Raw genomic sequence first — 23,062 nt, forward strand, 5'->3', positions numbered from 1 at the left:
CAAAATGGCGGCCTGGGGCCGCCGTTTTTTTACGCTCTGTGCTCAGGCATCGTCACGCTGGTGCTTCAGCGGTTCCTTGCCGGCACGCAGCTGTTGCAGGTCGTATTCGGAAAGCATGCCGTCGTCACGCGAGCTGGCGCTGATACGCGCCTGCACGAAGGCAAGCACCGTGGCAAAGATGCCGAGCAAGCTAAGCACCAGCCAGGCACCCATGGCACCGCCGGTGTGCCGGGTAAAGCAAATGACCAGGGCAAACAGCGTGGCGATCAGCAGGATCCAGCGCATGGCGACATGTCCAGGAGTGGGCGGTTTTTGGGAACCTGAAATAACCTCAGTTTTTCCATCGTCATCCCGGCGCAGGCCGGGATCCAGCGGCTTCAGTTTCCGGCTCCCGCGATAGAGCAAGAACAGCTGTTATTGCCTTCGCGACAACCGACCATAAAGCCACTGGGTTCCGGCCTGCGCCGGAATGACGACTTGAGAAATTCTTCGAGATTCCCTCTTGTTGCGCAAATCATAACCAGGGGATCGCAGGCTTTGGGAGACCCCAAGTCCGAGGGTGTGACACAGCGCAGGGTCGCCTGTCACCGCGCCTGGCGTACCATGAGGCCGGTATCGTCGGGGAAGTACGATGGGTGCAAAAGCTTTCGCCAGCCTGGCCCGGACCCTTTGGGTTGCCGTGCGCTGGCTGGGGTCCCACCTCCCTTTGTGGCTCGATCACGCCAGGCCCGTGCGCATTCCGCTGCTGGTGTTGGCTATCGCCGTGTTTGTCGCCGTCGGTGTGGATCAGGCCTCGGAACTGTTCCTGATCGCCGTCTGGGTCGATCCCAATAACTGGCGATTCCTGGCGCTACTGTGCAGCAGCGCGTTGACGGGTCTGACGATCTGGTACGCGGCGCGCAATGCGTATCGCCTGAACTACCCGCGCTGGCCGGCGCTGCAGGATGAAAGCGGCGCAGGCCTGCGCGAGTGGACGCCGAGGGTGCTGGGTGCGTTGGTACCGGCGCTGGTGCTGCTCGGCTATCTGTTGGCGCTGTTCAAGGTGCCGCATGTGCCGTGTACTGCAACTGGTGACTGCATACGACGCGACTGGCGCGCGTCGCTGTTACTGGTCGAGTCGGTTCTCATGGTGCTGTTCTTCATCGTCCGCCGGCCGATGCTGCACGCCCTTCAGAAGAACACCACCGTCGCCAAACGGCCAGCCGAGGAAGTTCGCGTCGCACGTGTACGAGACCTGGGTAAGACACCGCTGCGACTCTCGCTGCTCGCCGTAGCCTGCAATCTCATCGCACTCGTCTTGATTGCCTGGTGGCCCGAACTGCTCGACGGCATCGGCCCGCTGGCGATCCTGCTGATCGCTTCGGCGTTCTTGTGCTTCAGCGGCGGCTTTCTGTGCATGATCGTCGATCGGCGCGGCTGGCCCTTGCTCACCACGTTGTTGCTGCTCAGCGCGGCACTGCATGCGCTGCATTTGAACGATAACCATCTTGTGCGGCAATACCCGCATATGAGCACGCATCAGACCCCGGACGTACCGCCGCCGGATCTGCGACCGCATTTCGCCGATTACGCGAATGCGTGGTTGTCCGATCGCTGCCCCGGCCATGATCCGTGCCCGGTAGTACTGGTATCGGCCGAAGGTGGCGGCATTCGTGGTGCTGCGTGGACGGCGCTGGTGTTGAGCCGGCTCACCGCCCTGATCGATGCCGAACATCCCGCAGGACAGGCCGAACCCTTGCTCGGCCGCTACCTGTTCGCAGGCAGCGGGGTTTCGGGCGGCAGCCTGGGGCTGGCGACCTATGTAACGATGCTGCGCCATGCCAGTACGGCGGCCTCGCTGGAAGCGGACAGCCAGCGCCTGTTGAGCCATGACTACCTCGCACCGACGCTCGCCAACATGATGTTCGTCGACTTCACCCAGCGCTGGCTGCCGGGTGCCTGGTTCAACGATCGTTCGCGTGCGCTTACTCGCGCATGGGAACGCGCCGCCAAGGCACAGCACGTGGACGATTTTTCCGAATCGTTCAGTGCGATGTACATGGATGCGAACGGCCAACCCAACACACGCACGCCTGCGTTGTTTCTCAACAGCACCACCGTGGCCGAGGGACGACGCTTTATCCAGCATCCGTTCTATCCGATGGCCTCGCCGCAGGCACAGCCATGGACCGCCGCCTTCGACGGCTCGGCGTGGCTCGATCCACGCGTGCCGTTGAGCGAGGTGGTATTGAACAGTGCGCGTTTTACCTACGTGAGCCCGGCCGGCACGCTGCAAAGCACGGCACCGAATGCACCGTTGCCTTCACGCCTGCAACTGGTCGATGGCGGCTACTTCGAGAACTCCGGTACCACGACGTTGCTTGAAGTCATGCGCCAACTGCGCGCGGTCGCGAAACAGCGAGCCATCGCATTGCGCTTTATCGTGCTGCATATCAGCAACGATCCGGATATGAGCGATTTCATCGATCAACACGACAAGAGCCGGTTCCAGCCGTGGTTCTCCACGGCCTGCCCGGCGAGCGAACCTACGCCCAAGGATAACGAAAGCGGCGAGGCGACCGCGCCGTTGCTGGCGCTGCTCGATACGCGCGGTGCGCGTGGCGAATATGCACGCGTGCAGCTGAAAAATGCCCTGCACGCGTCCGACAGCGACCCTGCCGCCGGCGACATGCTGTGGCATTTCCGTTTATGCCACGGCAACTACCCCATTCCTTTGGGGTGGACGATCTCCACGCCTGTGTTCGGCGAAATGGATCGACAGCTGGAACAGAACTATCCGTTGCAGGCCATGGCCCACGCATTGGGCGAGCAACTCAGCGCGCCGGCGCAGCCCTAGGCTTAGCGCTGCACCATCTGTGCAAACCAGCCCCAGCCGCGCACACGCTCGGCGATCAGCTTGGTGCTGGTCAGCATCGGCACGGCAAGCAGGGCGCCGGGGATGCCCCATAGCCAGCCCCACAACAGCAGCCACAGCAGAATGGCGATCGGCGACAGGCGCATGCGCCGGCCCTGGATCAGCGGCGTGATCAGGTTGCCTTCGATCGCGGTAATGGCTGCAAACGTCAGCGCCGGTAGCAACGCCTGGCCGGGATTGTCGATATTCATCAGACCGACCAGTGCGAGTACGGAGGTCGTCGTGATCGCACCGACATAGGGAATGAAATTGGCCATCATCGCCACGGTGCCCCACAGCAGCGGGTCGGGGATGTGATACAGCCAGAGCATGCCGGCGGTGAGCGCGCCCAGGGTTGCGTTGATGAGCATTGTGGTCAGCAGATAGCGCGACACTTCGCTCTGGATGCCACGCACGATGCTCACCGCGTGGCGTTTGTAGCCAAAACCAGGTGACGCCTCGACCAGGCGCCGCAGGATCAGGTCGCCGTAGATCAAAAAGAAGAACACCAGCAGGATCACTGTCAGCACCGCCGCCACGACCTTCGGCGTGGTCGATGCCACGTCCCACACGTTGAACGCCAATGCCGCCGGCCGCGGCGGTTGCGCACGCACCGGCGTACCGACCAGGCTTTGTGTGGCGCGGTTGGCCGCTTCGATCGGCTCGACTACGCTTTTCAGCTTTGGCACCAGATTCTTGATCACCGCGGGCATGTCGTGGAACCAATGAATCGCCGACGGCGCGAGCATGCCGATACCGGCGCCGATACCCACGATCAAGCCGATGACCAGCACGCTGGCGGTCAGCCAGCGCGGTATGCGCCGACGTGCGCCGAAATGCACGATGGGATTGAGTGCCAGGCCGATAAAGCCAGCCAGTACCAGGGGAATCAGCAGCGCCTTGATGATGGTGATCGTATAAAGCAGCGCCAGCGCCAGCAGCATGTTCAAGATCACCCGGATCGCACGCAGGTGGCGGCGTGTCGCCTGCATGGTTTGTAGACGCTGGGAGAGCTTGCGTTGCAGTTTGGGCACAGCCTCGGCAGGCACCGTGATCATCGGTTCGGCCGCCGTGGGGAGCGGTATCTGATCAGGCGGCGCCGGTACGTTCATGACGCGTCGTCGATGCCATCGTCGGCCACGTTGTCGCCGGCCTGGCTGGCGAACTCGGCGATCATTCGCGTGGCATACGCAACGATTTCCGCGGCGGTGCCGCTGAGCAGTGAACCCAGGCCGGGGATGCGCAACGGGTGCACGTTCAATTGCCCAAGTATCACGCCGGCTCCGGCAGCCGCGCCAACCGTGATCAGCGGATAACGCTCGCTACGCGCCAACAAGGCGGATGCGGGTTCGACGACAGCCTGGCGCGCCAGGCTCATCTTCGCTTGCGCTTCGCGCACCTTGGCCACTTTTTTGTGGATGCTCATGGTCTTTCCCCTTGCCGTGCACCGGCGCGTTCCTGTGCATCGGCGGCCGCACGAATATCGGCACGCTGCACCGTATCGTGCACGATAGCGCGCCACTGGCCGCGTGTTTCCGGCAGGCTCATCCAATGCATGCAACGGCGGAAGAGCCAGAGCGCACCGAGCAGTAACGACAATTGCAATATCGCCAGCGCGCCCAGTGCCCAAAGCCAGGAGCCGAACCACTGTGCCAGGGCGACACCGACCAAGCCCAGCAAGGTCAGACCCAGCGCAACGCCGGCGACGGTGGCGACGAGCCCCGCGGCAAGCATCCAGGATACCGCGCTGCGCGCCAGGCCGAGTTCGGCCGAAAGCAATGAAAGTTGCGCACCGAACAACTGCTTGAAGGCGCGTCCGAGCCGGCCTATGTCATCGAGAAAGTTCGATGGTTTCGGCTGCTGGGGTGCTTCGCCACCGGTCGGACCGGCGGCCTCCTCCGGCCCGGCTTGTTGCATGGATGGCCTCCTTCGGTCGCATCAGCGACGAAGGATACGGCCTAATAGCCAGCCCGCGCCAAGCGCGATGGCGACCGACTGTACGGGTTTCTCGCGCACATATTCGCGCGCCCGCTCCAGCCACAGGTCGGCTTGATCCATCGCATCGTCATAGGCTTCGCGCCCGCGCTCGCTGATATCGGCGGCTTTTTCGGTAGCCCGCGTGGCGGCGCCGGCGGCCTTGTCGGTGGCGCGATGAAGCCCCTCTTCGACCCGGTCGGCGGTGCGATTGACCGTTTCCTTGGTGCTGGCTACCGCGTCGGAGGTCGCCTGCTTGATGCGCTCCGCGCCTTCCTCGATGCGGCCGGTAGCTTCCGCTTCGCGCGCTGGGATCTGCTTGGTCATGTCGTTCTCCGTAGGCATGCTGGACCTCACTTTAGCGGGTTATGCGGCACCGCGGCGACCATGGCGCACGGTGCGGTAGGGAACCGTTCGGTCAACTTGCGCGACGGAAGAACGCAATGATGGCGAGCACGAGGAAAATGACAAACAGCACCTTCGCGATCATGGCCGCTGTACCGGCAATGCCGCCGAAGCCGAGGAACGCGGCAATGAGCGCGATCACCAGAAAAATCAGGGCGTAATGAAGCATGGGTGTTCTCCTCTATGGCTACCACCCCGCTGTTGGCGTGTCATCGGCAACGGCAGGTGTGATAGCCATCATTCCCTTGCCCGTGCCTTGTGGGCGTGAAGAGAGGAGCTTTCACGGTTTGTATGCGTCTTACCATTCATCAAGCCATGTATCCGGCTTCAAATCCCGACTAAGGACGCACCGATTCGTGCTTCAGGCTTTTACGGCCGGATTGAGGCTGTACGTACCCATGACTTCGGCTTCGGCCAGCACATGGCCGGCCATCGCCGTGCGCAGCGCGTCCAGCGTGAATCCGTCGGCCAGATTCAGGTTGTCCACGTCGAGCGCGTACACACGAAAATGATAGTGATGCACGATGGAGTCGTTCCACGGGGGGCAGGGACCGTCATAGCCGAGATATTCGCCGGCCATGTCCTTGTCGCCTTCGAACCAGCCGGTATAGCTGTTCATACCTTGCACACTGCCGGGTGGCCCGTACGGCACACGCTTGCCCCGCGCCACGACACCATCGCTGCAGGCACCGGCTTCGAACTCGCCGCATTCGCGCGGAATGTTTGCCATCAGCCAATGCACGAATTCCACGCGCGGCAGGTCGGCAGGCACGGTGCGCCCTTGTTGGTTGACGTCATCGGGCTTGCTGGGTACGTCGTAGTCGAGACAGGTGAGCACGAACGAGCGCGTCTCATGCGGCGCATCGCGCCAAGCCAGGTGAGGGCTGCGGTTGTCGGAGAGCTCGACCGGCGAGGCTTGCCTGGCAAAAGCGAACTCGGCCGGGATCGCCTGACCGTTCTGGAAACTGTCGCTGCGCAAATGCATGGGTGATTCCCTTTGCTTCGATGCCGAAAAGTTACGGACTGTAGGTTACGCGATACAACGCTCAACTCAGGTCGCCGCTGACCAGCAGGCTGCGATCGGGCAAAGGCTGCACCTCGGCCAGGCGGCCGGTTGCCTTACAGATCACATGCCCGTTTGCGCATCGCCATTATCCCTGGAGATTTCGAAGAGCCGATCATACCCCCAGGCCCGGCGTTGGCGCCTGTCGGCATTGCTCCGGGGCCCGTCGTTCGGTGCTATCCGGTCTGCTAAGGTGCGCGCCAGGGACAGGGATACGGTAATGAGTGAACTGCAAGACCTGACGACGTTGGTACGCGCGGCGACACCGCTGCTGGTGATCGAGACGATCGACGAGCAACGCGTCATCGAGTGCTTTCGGCATGTCATTTCGCAAACGCTGCGGCCATTGTGGCGCTGGACCCTGACCGACGGCCTCTCGCGGCTCGACTTCGGACAGGATGATCGTGCCAGTGCGCCGGATGTCGATTCAACCCTGGAAACCATTCGTGCGGCCAACACCGCGGGCATCTATCTGCTGTTCGACATGCATCCGTTGCTGCGCTATGCCATGAGCCTGCGCCAGCTGCGCGAAATCGTGCAACGCCAGCGTTCAGCCGCGCACACCATCGTGCTGATCGGCGCGAAGATCGAATTACCAGAAGACCTGGAAGCACTGGCGCTGCGCGTCCCGCTGTCGTTGCCCGACATCAAGGAGCTGGCGGCGATCATGCGTGCCGAAGCGCTGGCTTATCAGCGCGAACAGGGCCGCCGGGTCGAGGTGGACGGCGATGCCGCGCGCACGATCGTCCGCAATCTATTGGGCTTGGCCGCTCCGGATGCGCGGCGCATCGTGCGCAAGCTGATTTATAACGACGGGGCGCTCAGAGCCGACGATCTGCCGGAGCTGATGCAGACGAAGTTCGAACTGCTCAATCGCTCGGGCTTGCTGCACTACGAATACGCGACGGCCAGTTTCGCTGATATTGCCGGCGTCGCGCGCTTGCGCGAATGGGTGCAGCGCAGACGTGCGGTCTTTCTCGCCGCCGAACCCAATCCGATGCTCGATCCGCCCAAGGGCGTGTTGTTGCTCGGCGTGCAGGGCTGCGGCAAGAGCCTGGCCGCCAAGGCGATCGCCGGCGGGTTTGGCGTACCGCTGGTGCGACTGGATTTCGGTTCGCTCTACAACAAATACCAGGGCGAAACCGAAAAGAACCTGCGCGAGGCGCTGGCCAGCACCGAGTTGCTGACGCCATGTGTGCTGTGGATCGACGAGATCGAAAAAGGCCTGGCCAGTGGCGGCGATGACGGTGGCGTATCTCGCCGTGTGCTCGGTTATCTGCTGACCTGGATGGCCGAACGCAAGTCCAAGGTGTTCGTCGTGGCGACGGCCAACGCGGTTCACGAATTGCCAGCCGAGCTGTTGCGCAAAGGCCGCTTCGACGAGATCTTCTTTGTCGATCTACCGCACCAGGACGTGCGCGAGCAGGTGTTCGCCCTGCATTTGAAGCGGCGCAAGCTGCCGATCGAGGACTTCGATCTTCCCGCACTGGCCGCGGCCAGCGACGGGTTTTCGGGCGCGGAAATCGAGCAGAGCATTGTCAGCGCGCTTTACGACGCCAGCACCAGTGGGCAGCCGATAGCACAGCCGGCCTTGCTCGATGCCTTGCGTTCCACACGCCCCTTGTCGGTGCTGATGCGCGAGCAGGTCGAAGCACTACGGCAATGGGCACAGGGCCGTTGCGTGCTCGCCGATTAATGCACGGGCAACGAGTATTGGAAGTCGTAGGCGTGCTTGCCGTCGGTGACGATGATCGTCATGCGGCCGTTGATGCCTTCCAGTTCGCCCGAACCCGAGCCGGGCACGACCTGCACATCCATGCTCGACTTTCCGCCCTGCATGGTCCCTATGTGCTGCAGCGAGAAGCTGCCCTTGCGGCCGGACAAGCTGCCGCTGATGCGCTCGATGGCAACGTAACCGCCGGTGCTGTTGTCCGAACGCGAACCGAGCATCTGCCCTTTGCTGACCGCGTCCAGGTCGCCGTGGAACTGCTTTTCCAGGGCGAAGCGGCCGATCGAGGGATCGCCGATAGCGACGTCGTCGGTCTGCGGTAGCACTTTGACGTCGAACGTGCCTTTGGCGTGCTCAGTCATGATGCGACTCTCTGTCGATGCAACAGCTGGTGGTAGTTTCGAAGCGAATGCCGCCAAACCAAATGCCGTTATAAAACACGCTGCGGCGATGCGTGTACCTGCCGACATCAAGTCCCCCCGGACCCGTTCCTGAGTTCGACATCGTCAGGCCCGGAATACATCGACGTCAAGAGCGACGTTGGTTTTGTCGCCATGCGCGCGCGGATGTTCAGCGTGCGTCCGCTACGGCGTTGAAGCGCGCGGCGATGTAGTCGTCGGTAAAGCTGGTCATGTTGAAGCCGCTGATAAAACCGCAATGGCCACCGTAGCGGGAAATATCCAGTTCCACGTTGGATGGTAATTGCAGGTTGCGAAAGCTCGACACGGGAATCACCGGGTCGTCTTCGGCCGTAAGAATGGTGGCCCGGATCGGCATCGCTGCCAGCGCATTGCCGGCCACCGAATAGCCGTCCAGATAGGCCTGCAGCGAACCGAAGTCGGTATGGCGCAGCACCAGCGCTTCGGTCAGGCCACGCAGGCTTTGCCTGAGTTCGGCCAGCTCGAAGAACTCGCGGTTGGGGAAGGCGGCCTGCTTGGTCTTCAACGAGCGGCGCCACTTGTGCATGAAGTACGCCTGGTAGAACCACGGCGCGGTTTCTTCCAGCGAGAACAGGCCTTCGCCCGGATCGATGATCGGGCACACGGCGAGCGCGTAAACGAGCGGGATGCCAGCCTGCGGCGCACGCAAGGCGGCGCGCAACGCAAAATTACCGCCCAGCGAAAAGCCGGCCAGTGCCATCGGCCGCGCGGGATACCGCCGCGCGATATCGGCCAGCGCATTGACGACCTCGTCGATGCGGCAAGAATGAAACAGTGCTTCGTTGAGCTGGTGACTGTCGCCGTGATCGCGAAAGTTCAGCCGAAACACGTCCCAGCCGTCCTGCAGCAGGCGGCTGCCGGTCTGCAACACATAGGTGGAGTCGACGCTGCCTTCCCAGCCATGGAACAGCACGGCCAGGCCGCGAGCTTCTTTTTGCACGCGTTGGACGGTATGGGCACCGGTCAGTCGTACACCGTCGCCACCGTCGACCACCACATGCTCGGCACCGTCCTGCACGCTATGCGCGCGACCGGGCAACAGCTGGCGGCGCACGCCGCTGGACGAAAGCATGGTCTGGATGTGACCGCTGGTCAGCGGCCAGGGCGGACGAAAGTCCTTACCTGAGGGCAACGTCATTGCGGGCTGTCTTCCAGCGCGGCGGCAATGCGTTCGCGCGAGTACTCCGCCATGCGACGGCGCGCATCCGGCGACGCCGGTACCGGCTCGAGGAAATGCACCTCCGCATCCAGCGGCGCTTCGCCGAGCAGGCGCAGGAAGTTCTGCATGAAGTTCTCGTTCTCGCGGAAACCGGCGTCGACGACACGGCGACCGTTGCGCGCGAAACGTAGCGCCACCGGTTGCACGGCCACTTCGGCATCCAGTGCGGCCTGAAAGATGCGCGCATGGAAAACGCGCAGCACGCCGTTGTGCCCGGTGCCTCCTTCAGGGAACACGGCGACCGAACGGCCGGCATGCAGGCGGTCGACCATCACCTGCATCACCGCCGCCAGCGAATGGTTGCTACCGCGGCGGTGGAAAATGGTGCCGCCCGCGGCGGCCAGCCAGCCGACCAGGGGCCAATGGGCGATTTCGGCCTTGGCGACGAAACAGGCCGCGCGCTGGCTATGCAGGAGCTCGATGTCGATCCACGAGGTGTGGTTGGCCACGAACATGACCGGATCGGCCAGCGGTTGTCCCACTCGCACCGAGCGCAATCCGAAGATGCGCAGCAGTACGGTCGACCACCAGCGAATCATCCGGTGCGTAAACGGCTCACGGCCGTTCTTCATCACCTGATGGCGGTTCCAGGTCAGGATGCCGCCGCACAGCAGCACACCCAGCACGACGTGCAGCAGCAGCAGCGGCACGCGCCACAGGTAGCGCAAGGGACGAATCGGGTCGCTGACTCGGGCAGGAACGGTGTCGGTACTCATCGGTCCGGTTAGTTTACCGTTAGTTGACGCGATTGCGGTCGCCATTCCTACAAAAAGCCACGCAACTTTTTGAGGAATGCCTAATGCTCCAGCTGCTTCAACGGCAACGCCGGCGAGCGCTTCACGGTACGCAGCACAAAGCTCGAATTGACGTCGGCCACGCCCGTCGCATTGAGCAACCGGTCCAACAGGAAGCGCGAAAAATCCTGCAGGTCGCTGACGTAGATTTGCAGGAGATAGTCCATGTCACCGGTCAGCGCATAGCAGGCGACGACTTCGTCCCAGGCGTTGACCTGCGCGGCGAAGCGTTCGACCGCCTCGGCTTCATGCTTGGCCAGCTGCACGCGAACGAACGCCTGCAGCCCCAGCCCGACGGCCTGCGGGTCGACCTGGGCGGTATAGCCGGTGAGCACCCCTTCGCCTTCCAGTCGTTGCAGCCGGCGCAGGCAGGCCGAGGGCGACAGGTTGACCCGCTCGGCCAGCTCGGCGTTGGTGATGCGGCCCTCGCCCTGCAATACCGCCAGCATGCGTAAATCCGTGCGATCGAGCTCGGTCATGCAATATTTCACCGATAATATCGAATCAATAGGTTGAATATTGCTCCTATGTAAGGAATAGATGCAATAAAACAACCATCGTGCGACTCGCCGGGCGTATTCTGTTGCTCCGCTTGAAGAACTACCGAGGCCGCCATGGACACCACTCCCCGTCGCGTCGAACACCAGCAGACCGATCGCGGCTATGTGCCGGTTTACGCCACCGGCGTGGTCGAGCAGCCGTGGTCCGGTTATAGCCGCACCGACCATGAGGTGTGGGACACCTTGTTCAAGCGTCAGCGCGAGCTGCTTCCAGGGCGCGCCTGCGATGAATTCCTAGCCGGCGTCGAGCGCTTTGGCCTGGGTGACGGCGGCATCCCGAAGTTCGCCGATCTGAACAAGGTGCTGGGCAAGGCCACCGGCTGGGAGCTGGTGGCGGTCGAAGGGCTGCTCCCCGACGAAGTGTTTTTCGATCACCTGGCCAATCGTCGTTTTCCGGTCAGCTGGTGGATCCGTAAGCCCGATCAGCTCGACTACCTGAGCGAGCCCGATCTTTTCCACGATCTGTTCGGGCATGTGCCACTGCTGCTCAACCCGGTTTTTGCCGATTACATGCAGGCCTACGGCAAGGGAGGCATGAAGGCCTTTGCGATCGGCCCCGAAGCGTTGATGAATCTCACGCGCCTGTATTGGTACACGGTGGAATTCGGTCTGATCAACACCGCCGCCGGCATGCGCATCTACGGTGCCGGCATCGTCAGCTCCAAGGGCGAATCGATTTACTCGCTCGACTCGGCGGCGCCCAATCGCATCGGCTTCGGGCTGGAGCGCGTGATGAGCACGCGCTATCGCATCGACACGTTCCAGCAGACCTACTTCGTCATCGACAGCTTCGAGCAGTTATTCGACGCGACGCGTCCGGACTTCACCCCGATCTACGCCAAGCTGCTCGACGAACCGCCGCATGCGGCAGGTGATGTGCTCGATGCCGATCGTGTGTTCAACCGCGGCACGCGTGAAGGTTGGTCGACCGCCGCCGATACCTGAGCATGGGCGGTGCGCCCTTCAGCGCCGCTTCCACTCGCTGATCGACAGCACCTGGCTGACCCGCGTGCCGTCCCAGCGGTAGATGAAATGTTCGCTCTGCACGCAGGGCGCGACGCGGTCCGGATAGAACACGGCGACGCATTCGCCACCGGGATCGCGCACGCTGTCGAAGACCAGCCCGTCCGAACCCTGCGAGCGCAGCTTTCGCGCCAAGGCGACACTGGCGACGTAGCTGTTGGGATCATGCTCCGCTGGCCAGCCGCCGCGCAGGTCATGCAGCAGGGCATTGATGCTGGTGCGATAGCAGCGCACCTCCAGGTCGCATGGCGGTTCCGAGGTGGCGGCCAGAAAGCGCTCGCGGTGATAGACGGTTTCTTCCACCGCGGTGTTGACGCTATGCCCGGCATAGAACACACCCCAGCTGCCATCGGAAAAACGGCTGCCATCGGGATTCAAATGCGTGAATGCCGCCATCACCGGCGTACTGCCCGGGCCGCTGATACGGCGCTCGGGCGGCACGAGGCTCAGCTCGCCCGCTTCCTGGCGCAGCCGCGGATTGGTCATGGCCTCGATCGCGAAGATCGCATCCAGATCGCGTGGATCGGCGATGCGATCGAACACGCCCACCGGCGGAAAGCGGCTGGGAACGATGCGGTAGGCGTGAATCCAGCGGATGCGTTTGACGGGCGGTAGCTGGGTCATTCGGCAATTCCCTGCCTGGCGAATCGGAAATCACAGCATAGCAATCGGGAGTATCGCTGACTGCGACGCGACTCGCTTTAAGCGTAGCGTATCTCTCAAGGCCGCACAGATTCATCCAGTACAGCTTTAATGTCAGCCGCGCTGCGCGTCCAGATACTGACGCACGACATAGAGATCGGCGACGTTGCCAGAAAGCATCCGTTCCATCGCTGTGTGCCCGCCGAACAATGGTGCCTGATTCGACCGATGGACCCAGGCGTTGGCCTGATCCGGATCGCTGAACAGAATATGCAGGCTTTTATAGATGCCCAATAGATAACTGATACGTTCGATGACGTCGCGACCGGGTGTGCCGTCCTGCTCGCGCTTCCACTTGTAGAAGGTGGATTCGGGCGGGCCGCCAAGCAGCTTGCGCTGGTCGACGATGCGCAGCTCCCAGGCATCGGCAAGACGGAAAAAGGCACGCAATGCGGCGCCGCCCAGTTCCTCGATCGGCTGGTCGGCCGGGCCGTTCTTTTGCGGCGTATGGGTGACGGCGGAATGCATGGTCACGTAACTTCCTGTGTGAAGTTGGTAGCAACTTTACCACACTGGTGAAGTTGTTGCCATAACGCGCCCGTCACGTCGCCGAGGGGATGGCCGCCTGTACCACCGAGGTCCGTGGGTCATCCGCCCGGCCCACCACGGCAAAGCCGTAGCCGTTGCGGAACCAGTATTTGGCCAGCAGGCCGTTGTCCTGCCGCGAGCCGCTGAGGTCGCCCGGAAAGCGAGTGCTGGGCCGTACATAAAGACTGATGCGTTGCCCCTGCTCGTCCTCGTACATCACCAGGGCCGCTGGACCGTCGCTGGTGGATAGCAGGCGTCCGCCAAGCAACTTGAAGCCGTAGGAGCCCAGATCCGGCAGGGACATCGGTCGCCCGATCCGCCCCGAGAGCCAGCTTTCCAGGGCATTGGCATGGCTGCCATCCATTTCCACGGGACGTAGCCGGTCGGTAGCAAAGGTCCGATAAGCCTCCAGCGCGTCCTGCATCGGCGGATGGGCCGCCGCCAGACTGACATTGCGGGCCTGCCAACCGCCCATGCCGCCGGCGCCCAGGGTGATCAGCAGCGACGCGCATAGCGCAAGCCGCCGCTGCCGCCGGCGGCGCACGGTGCGGCGCACTGCGACAGGATCGAGCGCTGGATTGGCTGGCAGCAGATAAGCCGGCAGCGCGGTGCGAAGCATCTCGGCCTGGCGGCGCCATTGCGCGACCCCGGCGGCCTGATCGGGATGCTCGGCCAGCCATGCCTCGATATCGCTGCGCCGGGTGGCGTCCAGCTGGCCATCCACATAAGCGTGGAGCTCGTCTTCGGTAGGAACAAACGGATTCATTTCACCCTCCGCAACGCGGTGGTTGAGCTGCCGTTGCCGGTCAACTCGCGATAAGCCTTGCGTGCCCGTGACAGGCGCGACATGACGGTACCGAGCGGGAGATTCAGCGCGGCAGCGGTTTCTTCGTAGCTCAAGCCTTCCACGGTGACCATCAGCAACACCGCGCGCTGGTCGTCGCTCAATTGATCGAAACTGCCCAGCGCGCTGCGCGCCGCGTAGGTGTCTTCGGCCGAAGGCTCCTGCGCCAGGTCATCCCGCCGAAAAGCATCGAACAACCGACCCCAACGCTTGGCGCGCCGTTTGTCGTCGATGAACTGGCGATACAGGATCGAGAACAGCCAGGCCTTCAGATCACCGTCGCGGCGCGAAGCCCAGCGCGACAGTGCTTTTTCCATGCAGGTCTGTACCAGATCGTCGGCCGTCGCGGCATCGCGGGCCAGCCATAGCGCGAAACGCCGCAGGGCCGGCAACAGCTCGCGCAGATCGTCGTCGTTGATAGGGTTCATGGGGCCGGTTCCGGAGTACCGTGATGTGACGCCGCAACCTGGAATTTATTCCATCGGGAATAAAGCCGCGTCTGCGGCGTCTCGCCCTGGTCGGTACTAGCCACTCTAGGAGCCCAAGCCATGTCCGAACCCACACCTCCCCGCCGCCCCGAAACCTTGGCCAAGGGCGCATTGATCGGGGTCATCCTCGCTGTCATCGCCGGCTTGTTTGTCTGGGCCGCCGGCTGGCTCAGCCCGTCACGCATATCGGGGGGCCGGATAGTGGATGCCCTGGAAACCCATGGGGTCCACCCTGGCGTGCGCCGCGCGCACGAAAAAGGCCTGTGCTTCGCCGGACATTTCGATGCCAACGGCAACGGCACGGCCCTGTCCAGGGCCGGGGTATTCGCTCAGGGACGCACGCCCGTCTTTGGACGCTTCTCGCTCGGCGTTGGCGACCCGAACTCACCCGATGGCGTGCCGGGCTTCCACGCCATCGCATTGAGCTTTCAACAGGCCAATGGCGAGATCTGGCGCACCGCGATGGACGACACGCCGATTTTCCCGATCGCTACACCGCAGTCGTTTGTCGATTTTCAGCTGGCCACCGCACCGGACAAGGCCACCGGCAAGCCCGACCCGGCACGCGTGCAGGCCTATATGGCGGCCCATCCGGAAACGCGTGCTTTCGTGAAGTGGCTGCACGACGCGCCGTTCGCGGCGAGTTTCGCGGCCAGTACGTATTACTCGATCAACGCGTTTCGTTTCACCAATAGCGAAGGGCAGACACGCGCCGTGCGCTGGTCGCTCAAGCCCGAGGCGCCGTTTGTCGAGATCGACAAGGCCAAGCTGGCCGACCTCAACAAGATGCAGCCCAACTTTCTGTTCGACGATGCGATTCAACGCCTGAGCCAACAACCGCTGCGCTGGGAACTCATCGTGACGCTTGCCCAACCGGGCGATCCGACCAACGACGCGACCAAGCCATGGCCTGCCGATCGCGAACAGGTCGATGTGGGCACGCTGGTGCTCGACCGCGCGTCGCTCGAAGACAACGGGCCGTGCCGCGATGTCACTTTCGATCCGCTGATCCTCCCGGCTGGCATATCCGCGTCCGATGACCCAGTGCTTGCCGCACGTTCGGCTGCCTATGCACGTTCGTTCACCCGCCGTGCCGGTGAACAGCCCACACCGCCGAGCGCCTTGTCCAAAGACGCGGCCGCACGTTCTGTTCTGGAAGGAGCGCGCTGATGAACACGCCGATCCGTTTCTCGCTTGCCCTGCGCGCCCTGCACTGGCTGATGGCGCTGATGATCCTGGCCATGCTGTTTATCGGCGTCGGCATGATGTCGACCGCCTCCGATGCGCGGCGTTGGCTGTATGAGCTGCACAAGCCGTTGGGCATTCTGATTCTCGTGTTGGCTGCGATCCGTCTGATCGTTCGACTGGTCACCAAGGCGCCGCCTCTACCCGCGGATCTGCCGGCCATTCAGAAGCTCGCCGCGCATGCGTCGCATGTGCTGCTTTATGTGCTGATGTTCGCGCTGCCGCTGATCGGGTGGGCGATGTTGTCGGCCGGCGGCTATCCGATCAGCCTGTTCGGCTCGATCCACCTGCCTCCGATCGTGTCGCAGAGCGCGCCGTTGTATGCGCTACTGCATGCCGTGCACGTGACCTTGGCACTGTCGTTGTTCGGGGTGGTGCTTGCTCATCTGGGAGCGGCTTTGTTGCATGGGCTGATACGCCGGGATGGCGTATTTTCCGCTATGGGCTCGTGGAAGCGGGGGAGATTTTGAGGACTTCTCGACATTATCTACAATTGCTATTAAATAAACGCCCATATCAATGAGCGTTATATTGCATGGCGCGGCGGATTGCTTTATGTAACCACCAAGCTCTTTTGCATAGGCGTCTTTTCGGAGCGAATGTTTCGAGTTTCCCTATCGTATTAAGCAACCGATTCAACACCCGCTCCGACGATTGATGGCTGCGCGACACGGACGGGATTGCAGTACCGAGTGCTTCTTTTCAAATAGAGGGCGAGGTCATGCAAGTCAAAAAAGGGTTTCGTTGCTGCCTGCATGAACGCCCAGGGATGGGCGGCCTTATTGCTGCCGATGCGCTCGACCGAAAATTCCTTGCTCTCGCGTCGCAGCGACTACGACCGATATGTCTCGGATTGCTTGCGGCCGGAATGGGCATGGCCGGCCGGACAGTCGATGCCCAGACGATCAACCTGACGAGTGGCAGCCCAAGGTATGTGCTGACGGGTAACCAGACGGTCTCGGCCGTCACGGTCGGCAACAACGTCAATGGCGTGATTTCCGGGCCCGGCTACACGTTGACGTACACGGGCGCGACAACGGGTTTCATCTTGGGCGGTACATCGGCAACCTCGCGTATGCAGCTCGATATGACCGGGTTGACGAACTTTGTTTTCAACAACCCCACGCAAACGTTCATCGTGAGCGGGCGCAGCAATACCGGAGCCGGCAGTGGAACGCTCTTTCTTGCGCAGGGCAGTAATGCCATTACAACGTCATCATTCAGCGTAGGCAGTGTAGCAAACGGCGCAGGCGGTGCGTTCCAGAATCTCGGTACCGTACGCCTCGGCAAAAGCAACAGCATCAACGCCGACACAATCAATGTGGGTACGGCATCCAGAACCGGTGGCACGCTATCGTTTCAGAGCAGCACCGGGGATGCGACATTGGCATTGCGCGGTGTCGATGGAGCCAGCCCTGTCGCCAACTGGAATATCGGTATCAACGGTACCGGCAACGCGAACACTTCAGGCACCGTCGATCTCAGTGGAGGGACGCTGGATGCGAAAGTGACCAACCTGACGATCGGCGAATCGAGAAGCGGCTCATTTTCAGGTGTTGGCGCCTTGACGCTGGACAAGGGCACGCTGGACGCAACCTCGATCGTGCTCGGATTGCGCGATGGCACAGCCGGAACCGGCTCGGCGTCGGGCACCCTGACTATCAACAATGCGGCCGTCACCACACAGACCCTCACACTCGGCAGCGACGCACGCGCGGCCGGCACGGCGACGGCGACGCTGAATCTAAATGGCGGCGCGCTGCTGGCGCAGACGATCCAACCGGGTGCCGGTGGCGGAACGCGCAACTTCAACTGGAACGGCGGAACTCTCGGTAACTATGCAGAGGGTTCCGATATGACGGTGTCGATACCCACCATCACGTTGGTCGGCAGCGGCAATCAGATCTTTGATGTCGAGGGCGGTGACGCGACCGCCACGGTGAGCTCGGTATTGAGCGGCGCCGGAGGATTTACCAAGACTGGCGCCGGCACGCTAGCCCTGACCGGCGCCAGCACGTACGCAGGCGGTACGACGGTTACCGGTGGCTTGATCAATTTCGCGACGCTCGACAACCTCGGTGCGGGCAACATCACGCTCGATGGGGGTGGGTTGCAATGGGCAGCGGGCAGCACGGTCGATGTTTCCTCGCGATTGAATCCTTTGGGAGCGGGCGGCGCGACATTGGATACTCAGCGCAATGACGTCACGCTTGCCAGTGTGCTGACCGGCCCCGGGCAGCTGATCAAGAACGGGCAAGGTGCATTGACGCTGACGGCCGGCAATACCTACGCGGGTGGCACCACCATCAACGCCGGTCAATTGCAGTTGGGCGATGGCGGAACATCCGGAAGCATTGTCGGTAATGTCGTAGACAATGCTTCGCTGCAGTTCAATCGCTCCGATGCCGTTACTTTCGATGGAACCATTTCAGGCAGCGGTAGCTTGTCTGTCGCAGGTTCGGGTGTCACCGTGTTGACGGGCGACAACACGTTCACCGGCGGAACCACGATTAAGCAAGGCTCCGGCGGGCTGCAGTTGGGTAACGGCGGCAGTACCGGCAGCGTGATCGGCACGATCCTCGATAACGGTTCGCTGAGTATCGATCGCGCCGATTCGCTGACCCTTTCCAGTACGATCTCCGGTAGTGGCTCGCTGGCGCAGACAGGCACGGGCACCACGATTCTCGCCGGCGACAATACCTATACGGGTGGCACCGCGATTAACGCAGGCGTGCTGCAACTGGGCCACGGCGGCACGACCGGCATCGTTATCGGCAATATCACGGACAACGGCACGCTGGCGTTCAACCGCTCCGATGACCTGACCTATTCGAACATCATCAGTGGTACCGGCGGCGTCGACCAACTCGGGCCGGGAACACTGCGTTTCAGCGGCGATCAGACGTATGCCGGGCCGACCAGGATATTGGCGGGGACCCTTGCAATCGACGGTTCGATTCAGTCGAACACGGTAACGGTGGCGCCGGGCGCGACCCTGTCGGGGTTTGGCGTGATCGGCGGCGATGTTCAGAACCAGGGCCGTGTGTGGCCTGGCAATCCCGTCATTGGCGACACTCAGTATGGCTCGTTGACGATACGCGGCAACTACGTCGGCCAGGGTGGTGTGCTTGAACTGAACACATATATGGGAGGCGACGATTCGCCCTCGGACCGATTGATCATTGACGGCGGTGCGGTGACTGGGTCGACGACGGTAATTGCGCACAACACGGCTGCGACGATAGGTGAGACCACCGGTAACGGTGTTCTGGTGGTATCGGCGATCAATGGTGCGACAACAACGACCGACGCGTTCAGGCTCGCCGGCGAGCTGCGTAGCGGCGCACTCGACTATCGCTTGTTCCGTGGTGGTGCCGATGGCAGCAATGTGGACAGCTGGTATCTACGCAACGAGTTCGTCGTTCCACCCGAGCCGCCGGGCCCTCCGGAGGAGGTGCTGCCCATCGATCCGCCGGTCGAACCCGTGTTGCCTCCCGGCGTGTATCCGATCATCGGCCCACAGATCGCCACCTACAGTTCCGTGATGCCGGTGGCGCGCGATCTGGCGCAATTCGAACTGGGGACATTGGACCAACGCATCGGAGACAGCGCGCTGATGGCATCGGAACATGCCGATAGCGATCACGGACCGTCCGTGTGGGCGCGCGTATTTGCCAACAGTTTCAACCACAGCTACCGGTCTTTTGCTGCGCCTCGGGCCGATGGCGACATGTATGGCATCCAGGTCGGTGCCGACCTGTGGCAGGGCGAATGGATATCGGGCCATGCCGATCGGATGGGAGCTTACCTGGCCTACGGTAGTGCCGGCGCGGATGTGCGTGGACTGGTGACCAATGACGAAGCCACCGGCTACGAGATGCAACAGACCGGCACATTGAGGCTCTACGCGACCTCGTTCGGCGCCTATTTCACCCATTACGGTCCAGGCGACTGGTATGTGGACGGCGTGGTGCAGGCGACGAGTTATCGCGGTCGTGCCAATACATCCAATACCAGCCTCGATACCGGGGGTACCGGTTTGCTCGGCTCACTGGAGGCGGGCTATCCGTTTCCGTGGGCCGCGCTCGGTCCAGGTTTCGTGCTCGAACCGCAGATTCAGGTGATCTGGCAAAAGAGCCGTTTCGGTTCTGGCGACGATGGCCTGGGCGAGGTCGCGCTGGGCAGCGCCTATGGCAATACGGGTCGCGTCGGGCTGCGTGGCAAGTGGTCATGGACCACCGCCAGCGGACAACGCTGGCAGCCCTATGTCGCGGTGAACTGGTGGCGCGACTGGGGCGCGCGGGCGACCACCGGCTACGACGATCTGGGCTCGGTGCCGGCGGTTGTTCAGGCGAGTCGTGTCGAATTGTCGGCAGGTGTCACCGCGCGTTTGACGGCGCGTCTGACCGCTTATGCATCAGGCGGCGGCCAGATGGCGGTGGGGCGCACGACGAATACAAAGCGGGACAGTCTGTATGCGAATGCGGGGCTGCGTTGGACCTGGTAGTGATGGCGACGCATCATTCCTCGCCTTGACTACTTCTTCTTTGCGCAATCGCAGCCAATATCCGGCGCCGGTCCACCCTCGGCGATAAACCGGTCGATGCGCTTCTCCAGCACAGGCAACGGCACCGACCCCAGCGCCAGCACCGTGTCGTGGAAATGCCGAATGTCGAACTTCGGCCCAAGATCCTGTTCGGCTTTCTTGCGCAACTCCAGCAATTTCAAGTAACCCAGCTCGTAACTCAACGCCTGTCCGGGCCAACTGATGTAGCGATCGACCTCGTTGGCGATCTCGCGATCGGACAAGGCGGTGTTCTGCGTCATGTAGTCGATCGCTTGCTGGCGCGTCCAGCCAAGGTGATGGATACCGGTATCCACCACCAGGCGGCATGCGCGCCACATCTGGTAAGTGAGATAGCCGAAGCGTTCGTAAGGCGTCTTGTAGATGCCCATCTCGTTGCCGAGATACTCCGAGTACAAACCCCAGCCTTCGCCGTAGGCGGAGATATAGCCATTGCGACGGAAGTCGGGTTGGTCGTGCTGCTCCTGGGCCAGCGCGAGTTGCAGCGAATGGCCTGGCATGGACTCGTGCAAGGTCAGTGCAGGCATGTTGTAGAGCGGGCGCGAGGGCAGGTCGTAAGTGTTGACCAGGTACGTGCTCGCGCCGCCGCGGCCGGAGGTGTAGTAGGGCGCGATATCGTCGGGAACCGGTACGATCGCGAAACGCTGGCGCGGCAGGCGACCGAAGTAGTGGCCCAGTTGCGCATCGACCTGCTTGGCCACCCAGGCGGTGCGCATCAGCAGCTCATCGGGCGTCTTGGCGTAGAACTGCGGATCGGTTCGAAGGAAATGCAGGAAGTCGGCAAAGCTGCCCTTGAAGCCCGTCTCCTGCATGGTCTTGACCATCTCGTCATGCAGCTTGGCGACCAGGTTCAAGCCCACTTCGTGCACCGCGCCAGGCGTGACGTCCAGCGTGGTGTATTCGATGATCTGCTGGCGATACCAGGCCTCGCCGTCCGGCACCTTTTCAGCCGCCAGCGTGGTGCGCGCCTTGGGCACGTACTCGTTGCGGAAGAAGCCGAGCAACTGCGCGTAGGCTGGAATGATCTTGTCGGCGATCAGCGCCCGCGCCTGCTTGCGCAGTTGTTCGGCATCGACGGGCTCGATGTTGTCCGGCAGCTTGAGGAAGGGCTTGTAGAAGCTGCTCTGGGTCGGATCCTTCAGTTCAGCCACCGCGGCGATCGACACGTCGCGACCGTTGAGCACTTCGCGCGGCACGCTGAAACCTCGCGCCAGCCCGTCGCGCATATTGTCGATCTCCTGCGAGAAGTACGCAGGCACCTGGCCGAGCCGATCGAGATAGCTGCGGTAATCCTTGAGGTTATGCAGGTTGTCGCTGTCGAGCTCGTAACCGACGTCGCTCCAGAACGCCGAGTCGCTGTTGAACGGCATCTGCCACTGCTTGAACTGCTGGGCAGCGAGCAGGTTCTGGATCTGTGCGCGATACACCGCGTAGTTGATCTGCTCTTCCGGCGACAGCTGCTTTACATCGATGCCGTCCAGCTGCTTGAGCACCTGCTGCCACTCGTTCTGTCGCTGCACCTGGCTGGCGGCATCGACGCGATCGAGCCGACCGTTGTTGACCTGCGTCTCGCCCGAGGTCTGTACGCCGGCCTGGCCGTTGCGCCATGCCCATTCCTGCGTATAGATCTGACGAAAGCGTGCATCGGTGTCATGCGTGGCATCGGCAAAGGCAGGTGCGGCGAGCGCCAGGGTGAGGGTGAGCCAAAGCGCGCTACGGTGCAGATTCTTCACGATACGGATTCCCCAGGGACGATGCGATCACCACGGTGCGATCACGACAATACGATCAATCATCGCATTATTCCCGGAACAATCCTCTCACTCCATCGCTGTGTATTCGTTCTGCACCGAACGCAGATACGCAGCAAGGTTGCGCCCGTCCTGTTCGACGAAGCGTTCGTCCAGATGGCGGCATTCGGCGATGCGGTCGGGGCGGAAATTACGGAAATCGCTGCGTAGCCGGCACCATGCGCCCAAGGTCCACGCGCCGCCCCAGAACGACAGGCAGAGCGGCTCGATCTCGCGCGAACTGCTGCGACCGCCTTCGTCGCGATACTCCAATTGCAGGACCTGCGAAGTGGCGATGGCCTGATGCAGGCGGTCGATCAGTCCGGCGAAATCCGACGCCTGCTTGCTACGCCAGACCGGCGCGTAGATACGCGTATGCGCGGCGCGCTCGCGCAACTCTGGCGGCAGCACGGCCTCGATTTTCAGCAGCGCGGCCTTGGCCCCTTCGGCCAGCCGTTCGCCGGCGAATGCGCGAACAAAGCGCGTACCGACCACCAGCGATTCGAGCTCGTCGGCGGTAAACATCAGCGGGGGGATGTCCGAGCCCTTGCGCAGCACGTAGCCGACGCCGGCCTCGCCTTCGATCGGCACGCCCGATAGCTGCAGGTCGGCCACGTCGCGGTAGACCGTACGCAGCGAGACGTCGAGCGTCTCGGCGAGCTGCCGCGCCGGCAAGGCGGTGCGGCGCCCGCGTAAGGCGTGAATGATAAGAAAGAGGCGGTCGGCGCGTCGCATGCACGCATCATGACCGATCCGCGGTCGCAGGGCTTGCGACACAGG

At 62.5% G+C, this 23,062-nt stretch carries 23 protein-coding genes; 6 read left to right on the forward strand and 17 right to left on the reverse strand.

What is annotated here, in order from left to right; all coding sequences use genetic code 11:
* Positions 1-42: 42 nt before the first annotated feature.
* Positions 43-285, reverse strand: coding sequence for a hypothetical protein (locus QMG46_RS04020; RefSeq protein ID WP_281851192.1), 243 nt, complete (start codon positions 283-285; stop codon positions 43-45).
* Positions 286-631: 346 nt separating this feature from the next.
* Between QMG46_RS04020 and QMG46_RS04025 the strand changes: the two genes are divergently transcribed.
* Positions 632-2,836, forward strand: coding sequence for a hypothetical protein (locus tag QMG46_RS04025; protein WP_281851193.1), 2,205 nt, complete (start codon positions 632-634; stop codon positions 2,834-2,836).
* A 2-nt stretch (positions 2,837-2,838) separates the two neighbouring features.
* On the opposite strand, the gene QMG46_RS04030 is transcribed toward QMG46_RS04025, so the two are convergent.
* The 6 genes from QMG46_RS04030 to QMG46_RS04055 all read right to left on the reverse strand — a co-directional run bounded on the left by QMG46_RS04030 (position 2,839) and on the right by QMG46_RS04055 (position 6,257).
* Positions 2,839-3,885: an AI-2E family transporter gene (locus QMG46_RS04030; RefSeq protein WP_281852800.1), complete on the reverse strand. Its 1,047-nt coding sequence runs from the start codon at positions 3,883-3,885 to the stop codon at positions 2,839-2,841.
* Between the two features lie 116 nt (positions 3,886-4,001).
* Positions 4,002-4,319: a hypothetical protein gene (locus tag QMG46_RS04035; RefSeq protein WP_281851194.1), complete on the reverse strand. Its 318-nt coding sequence runs from the start codon at positions 4,317-4,319 to the stop codon at positions 4,002-4,004.
* Entirely contained in the window at positions 4,316-4,810 is a 495-nt protein-coding gene (locus QMG46_RS04040) for an ABC transporter ATP-binding protein (protein WP_281851195.1), read from the reverse strand. Before QMG46_RS04040 ends, QMG46_RS04035 begins: the two co-directional genes overlap by 4 nt.
* 21 nt (positions 4,811-4,831) lie before the next feature.
* Complete coding sequence (locus QMG46_RS04045) at positions 4,832-5,194, reverse strand: ElaB/YgaM/YqjD family protein (RefSeq protein WP_281851196.1); 363 nt, start codon at positions 5,192-5,194, stop codon at positions 4,832-4,834.
* A 91-nt stretch (positions 5,195-5,285) separates the two neighbouring features.
* Entirely contained in the window at positions 5,286-5,441 is a 156-nt protein-coding gene (locus tag QMG46_RS04050; RefSeq protein WP_281851197.1) for a DUF1328 domain-containing protein, read from the reverse strand.
* Between the two features lie 192 nt (positions 5,442-5,633).
* Positions 5,634-6,257 (reverse strand): YbhB/YbcL family Raf kinase inhibitor-like protein, encoded by a 624-nt coding sequence (locus QMG46_RS04055; protein ID WP_281851198.1) that lies wholly within the window; start codon positions 6,255-6,257, stop codon positions 5,634-5,636.
* Positions 6,258-6,555: 298 nt separating this feature from the next.
* Between QMG46_RS04055 and QMG46_RS04060 the strand changes: the two genes are divergently transcribed.
* On the forward strand, positions 6,556-8,031 hold the full coding sequence (locus tag QMG46_RS04060) for an AAA family ATPase (protein WP_281851199.1): 1,476 nt from the start codon (positions 6,556-6,558) through the stop codon (positions 8,029-8,031).
* Here the strand turns inward: QMG46_RS04060 and QMG46_RS04065 are convergent.
* From QMG46_RS04065 to QMG46_RS04080, 4 genes are all read right to left on the reverse strand, one after another.
* Positions 8,028-8,426: a DUF3224 domain-containing protein gene (locus QMG46_RS04065; RefSeq protein ID WP_281851200.1), complete on the reverse strand. Its 399-nt coding sequence runs from the start codon at positions 8,424-8,426 to the stop codon at positions 8,028-8,030. The genes QMG46_RS04060 and QMG46_RS04065 overlap by 4 nt on opposite strands.
* A 208-nt stretch (positions 8,427-8,634) precedes the next feature.
* On the reverse strand, positions 8,635-9,642 hold the full coding sequence (locus tag QMG46_RS04070; protein ID WP_281851201.1) for a YheT family hydrolase: 1,008 nt from the start codon (positions 9,640-9,642) through the stop codon (positions 8,635-8,637).
* Positions 9,639-10,439, reverse strand: coding sequence for a lysophospholipid acyltransferase family protein (locus QMG46_RS04075; protein ID WP_281851202.1), 801 nt, complete (start codon positions 10,437-10,439; stop codon positions 9,639-9,641). Before QMG46_RS04075 ends, QMG46_RS04070 begins: the two co-directional genes overlap by 4 nt.
* Positions 10,440-10,519: 80 nt before the next feature.
* Positions 10,520-10,996: an Lrp/AsnC family transcriptional regulator gene (locus QMG46_RS04080; RefSeq protein ID WP_281851203.1), complete on the reverse strand. Its 477-nt coding sequence runs from the start codon at positions 10,994-10,996 to the stop codon at positions 10,520-10,522.
* Between the two features lie 135 nt (positions 10,997-11,131).
* Here QMG46_RS04080 and phhA point away from each other — a divergent pair, with 135 nt between their 5' ends.
* Entirely contained in the window at positions 11,132-12,022 is an 891-nt protein-coding gene (gene phhA / locus QMG46_RS04085; RefSeq protein WP_281851204.1) for a phenylalanine 4-monooxygenase, read from the forward strand.
* Positions 12,023-12,040: 18 nt separating this feature from the next.
* Here the strand turns inward: phhA and QMG46_RS04090 are convergent, their stop codons facing one another.
* The 4 genes from QMG46_RS04090 to QMG46_RS04105 form a co-directional block, all read right to left on the reverse strand.
* Complete coding sequence (locus tag QMG46_RS04090) at positions 12,041-12,724, reverse strand: RES family NAD+ phosphorylase (RefSeq protein ID WP_281851205.1); 684 nt, start codon at positions 12,722-12,724, stop codon at positions 12,041-12,043.
* A gap of 132 nt (positions 12,725-12,856) precedes the next feature.
* Positions 12,857-13,270, reverse strand: coding sequence for an MbcA/ParS/Xre antitoxin family protein (locus tag QMG46_RS04095; protein ID WP_281852801.1), 414 nt, complete (start codon positions 13,268-13,270; stop codon positions 12,857-12,859).
* 73 nt (positions 13,271-13,343) lie between these two features.
* Complete coding sequence (locus QMG46_RS04100) at positions 13,344-14,096, reverse strand: anti-sigma factor family protein (protein ID WP_281851206.1); 753 nt, start codon at positions 14,094-14,096, stop codon at positions 13,344-13,346.
* Positions 14,093-14,602, reverse strand: coding sequence for an RNA polymerase sigma factor (locus QMG46_RS04105; protein ID WP_281851207.1), 510 nt, complete (start codon positions 14,600-14,602; stop codon positions 14,093-14,095). Before QMG46_RS04105 ends, QMG46_RS04100 begins: the two co-directional genes overlap by 4 nt.
* Before the next feature lie 120 nt (positions 14,603-14,722).
* Between QMG46_RS04105 and QMG46_RS04110 the strand changes: the two genes are divergently transcribed.
* From QMG46_RS04110 to QMG46_RS04120, 3 genes are all read left to right on the forward strand, one after another.
* A complete protein-coding gene (locus QMG46_RS04110; protein WP_281851208.1) occupies positions 14,723-15,832 on the forward strand; it encodes a catalase family peroxidase in 1,110 nt (369 codons plus the stop codon).
* Positions 15,832-16,377, forward strand: a complete 546-nt coding sequence (locus tag QMG46_RS04115) for a cytochrome b (RefSeq protein WP_281851209.1) — start codon at positions 15,832-15,834, stop codon at positions 16,375-16,377. Before QMG46_RS04110 ends, QMG46_RS04115 begins: the two co-directional genes overlap by 1 nt.
* A 404-nt stretch (positions 16,378-16,781) precedes the next feature.
* Positions 16,782-20,414, forward strand: coding sequence for an autotransporter outer membrane beta-barrel domain-containing protein (locus tag QMG46_RS04120; protein ID WP_281851210.1), 3,633 nt, complete (start codon positions 16,782-16,784; stop codon positions 20,412-20,414).
* 29 nt (positions 20,415-20,443) lie between these two features.
* On the opposite strand, the gene QMG46_RS04125 is transcribed toward QMG46_RS04120, so the two are convergent.
* Positions 20,444-22,183: a DUF885 domain-containing protein gene (locus QMG46_RS04125; protein ID WP_281852802.1), complete on the reverse strand. Its 1,740-nt coding sequence runs from the start codon at positions 22,181-22,183 to the stop codon at positions 20,444-20,446.
* Positions 22,184-22,312: 129 nt separating this feature from the next.
* Positions 22,313-23,017, reverse strand: a complete 705-nt coding sequence (locus QMG46_RS04130) for a helix-turn-helix transcriptional regulator (RefSeq protein ID WP_281851211.1) — start codon at positions 23,015-23,017, stop codon at positions 22,313-22,315.
* Positions 23,018-23,062 lie beyond the last annotated feature (45 nt).

The organism is Dyella sp. GSA-30 (genome assembly GCF_027924605.1).
In the GTDB taxonomy this organism is placed as follows: Bacteria; Pseudomonadota; Gammaproteobacteria; order Xanthomonadales; family Rhodanobacteraceae; genus GSA-30.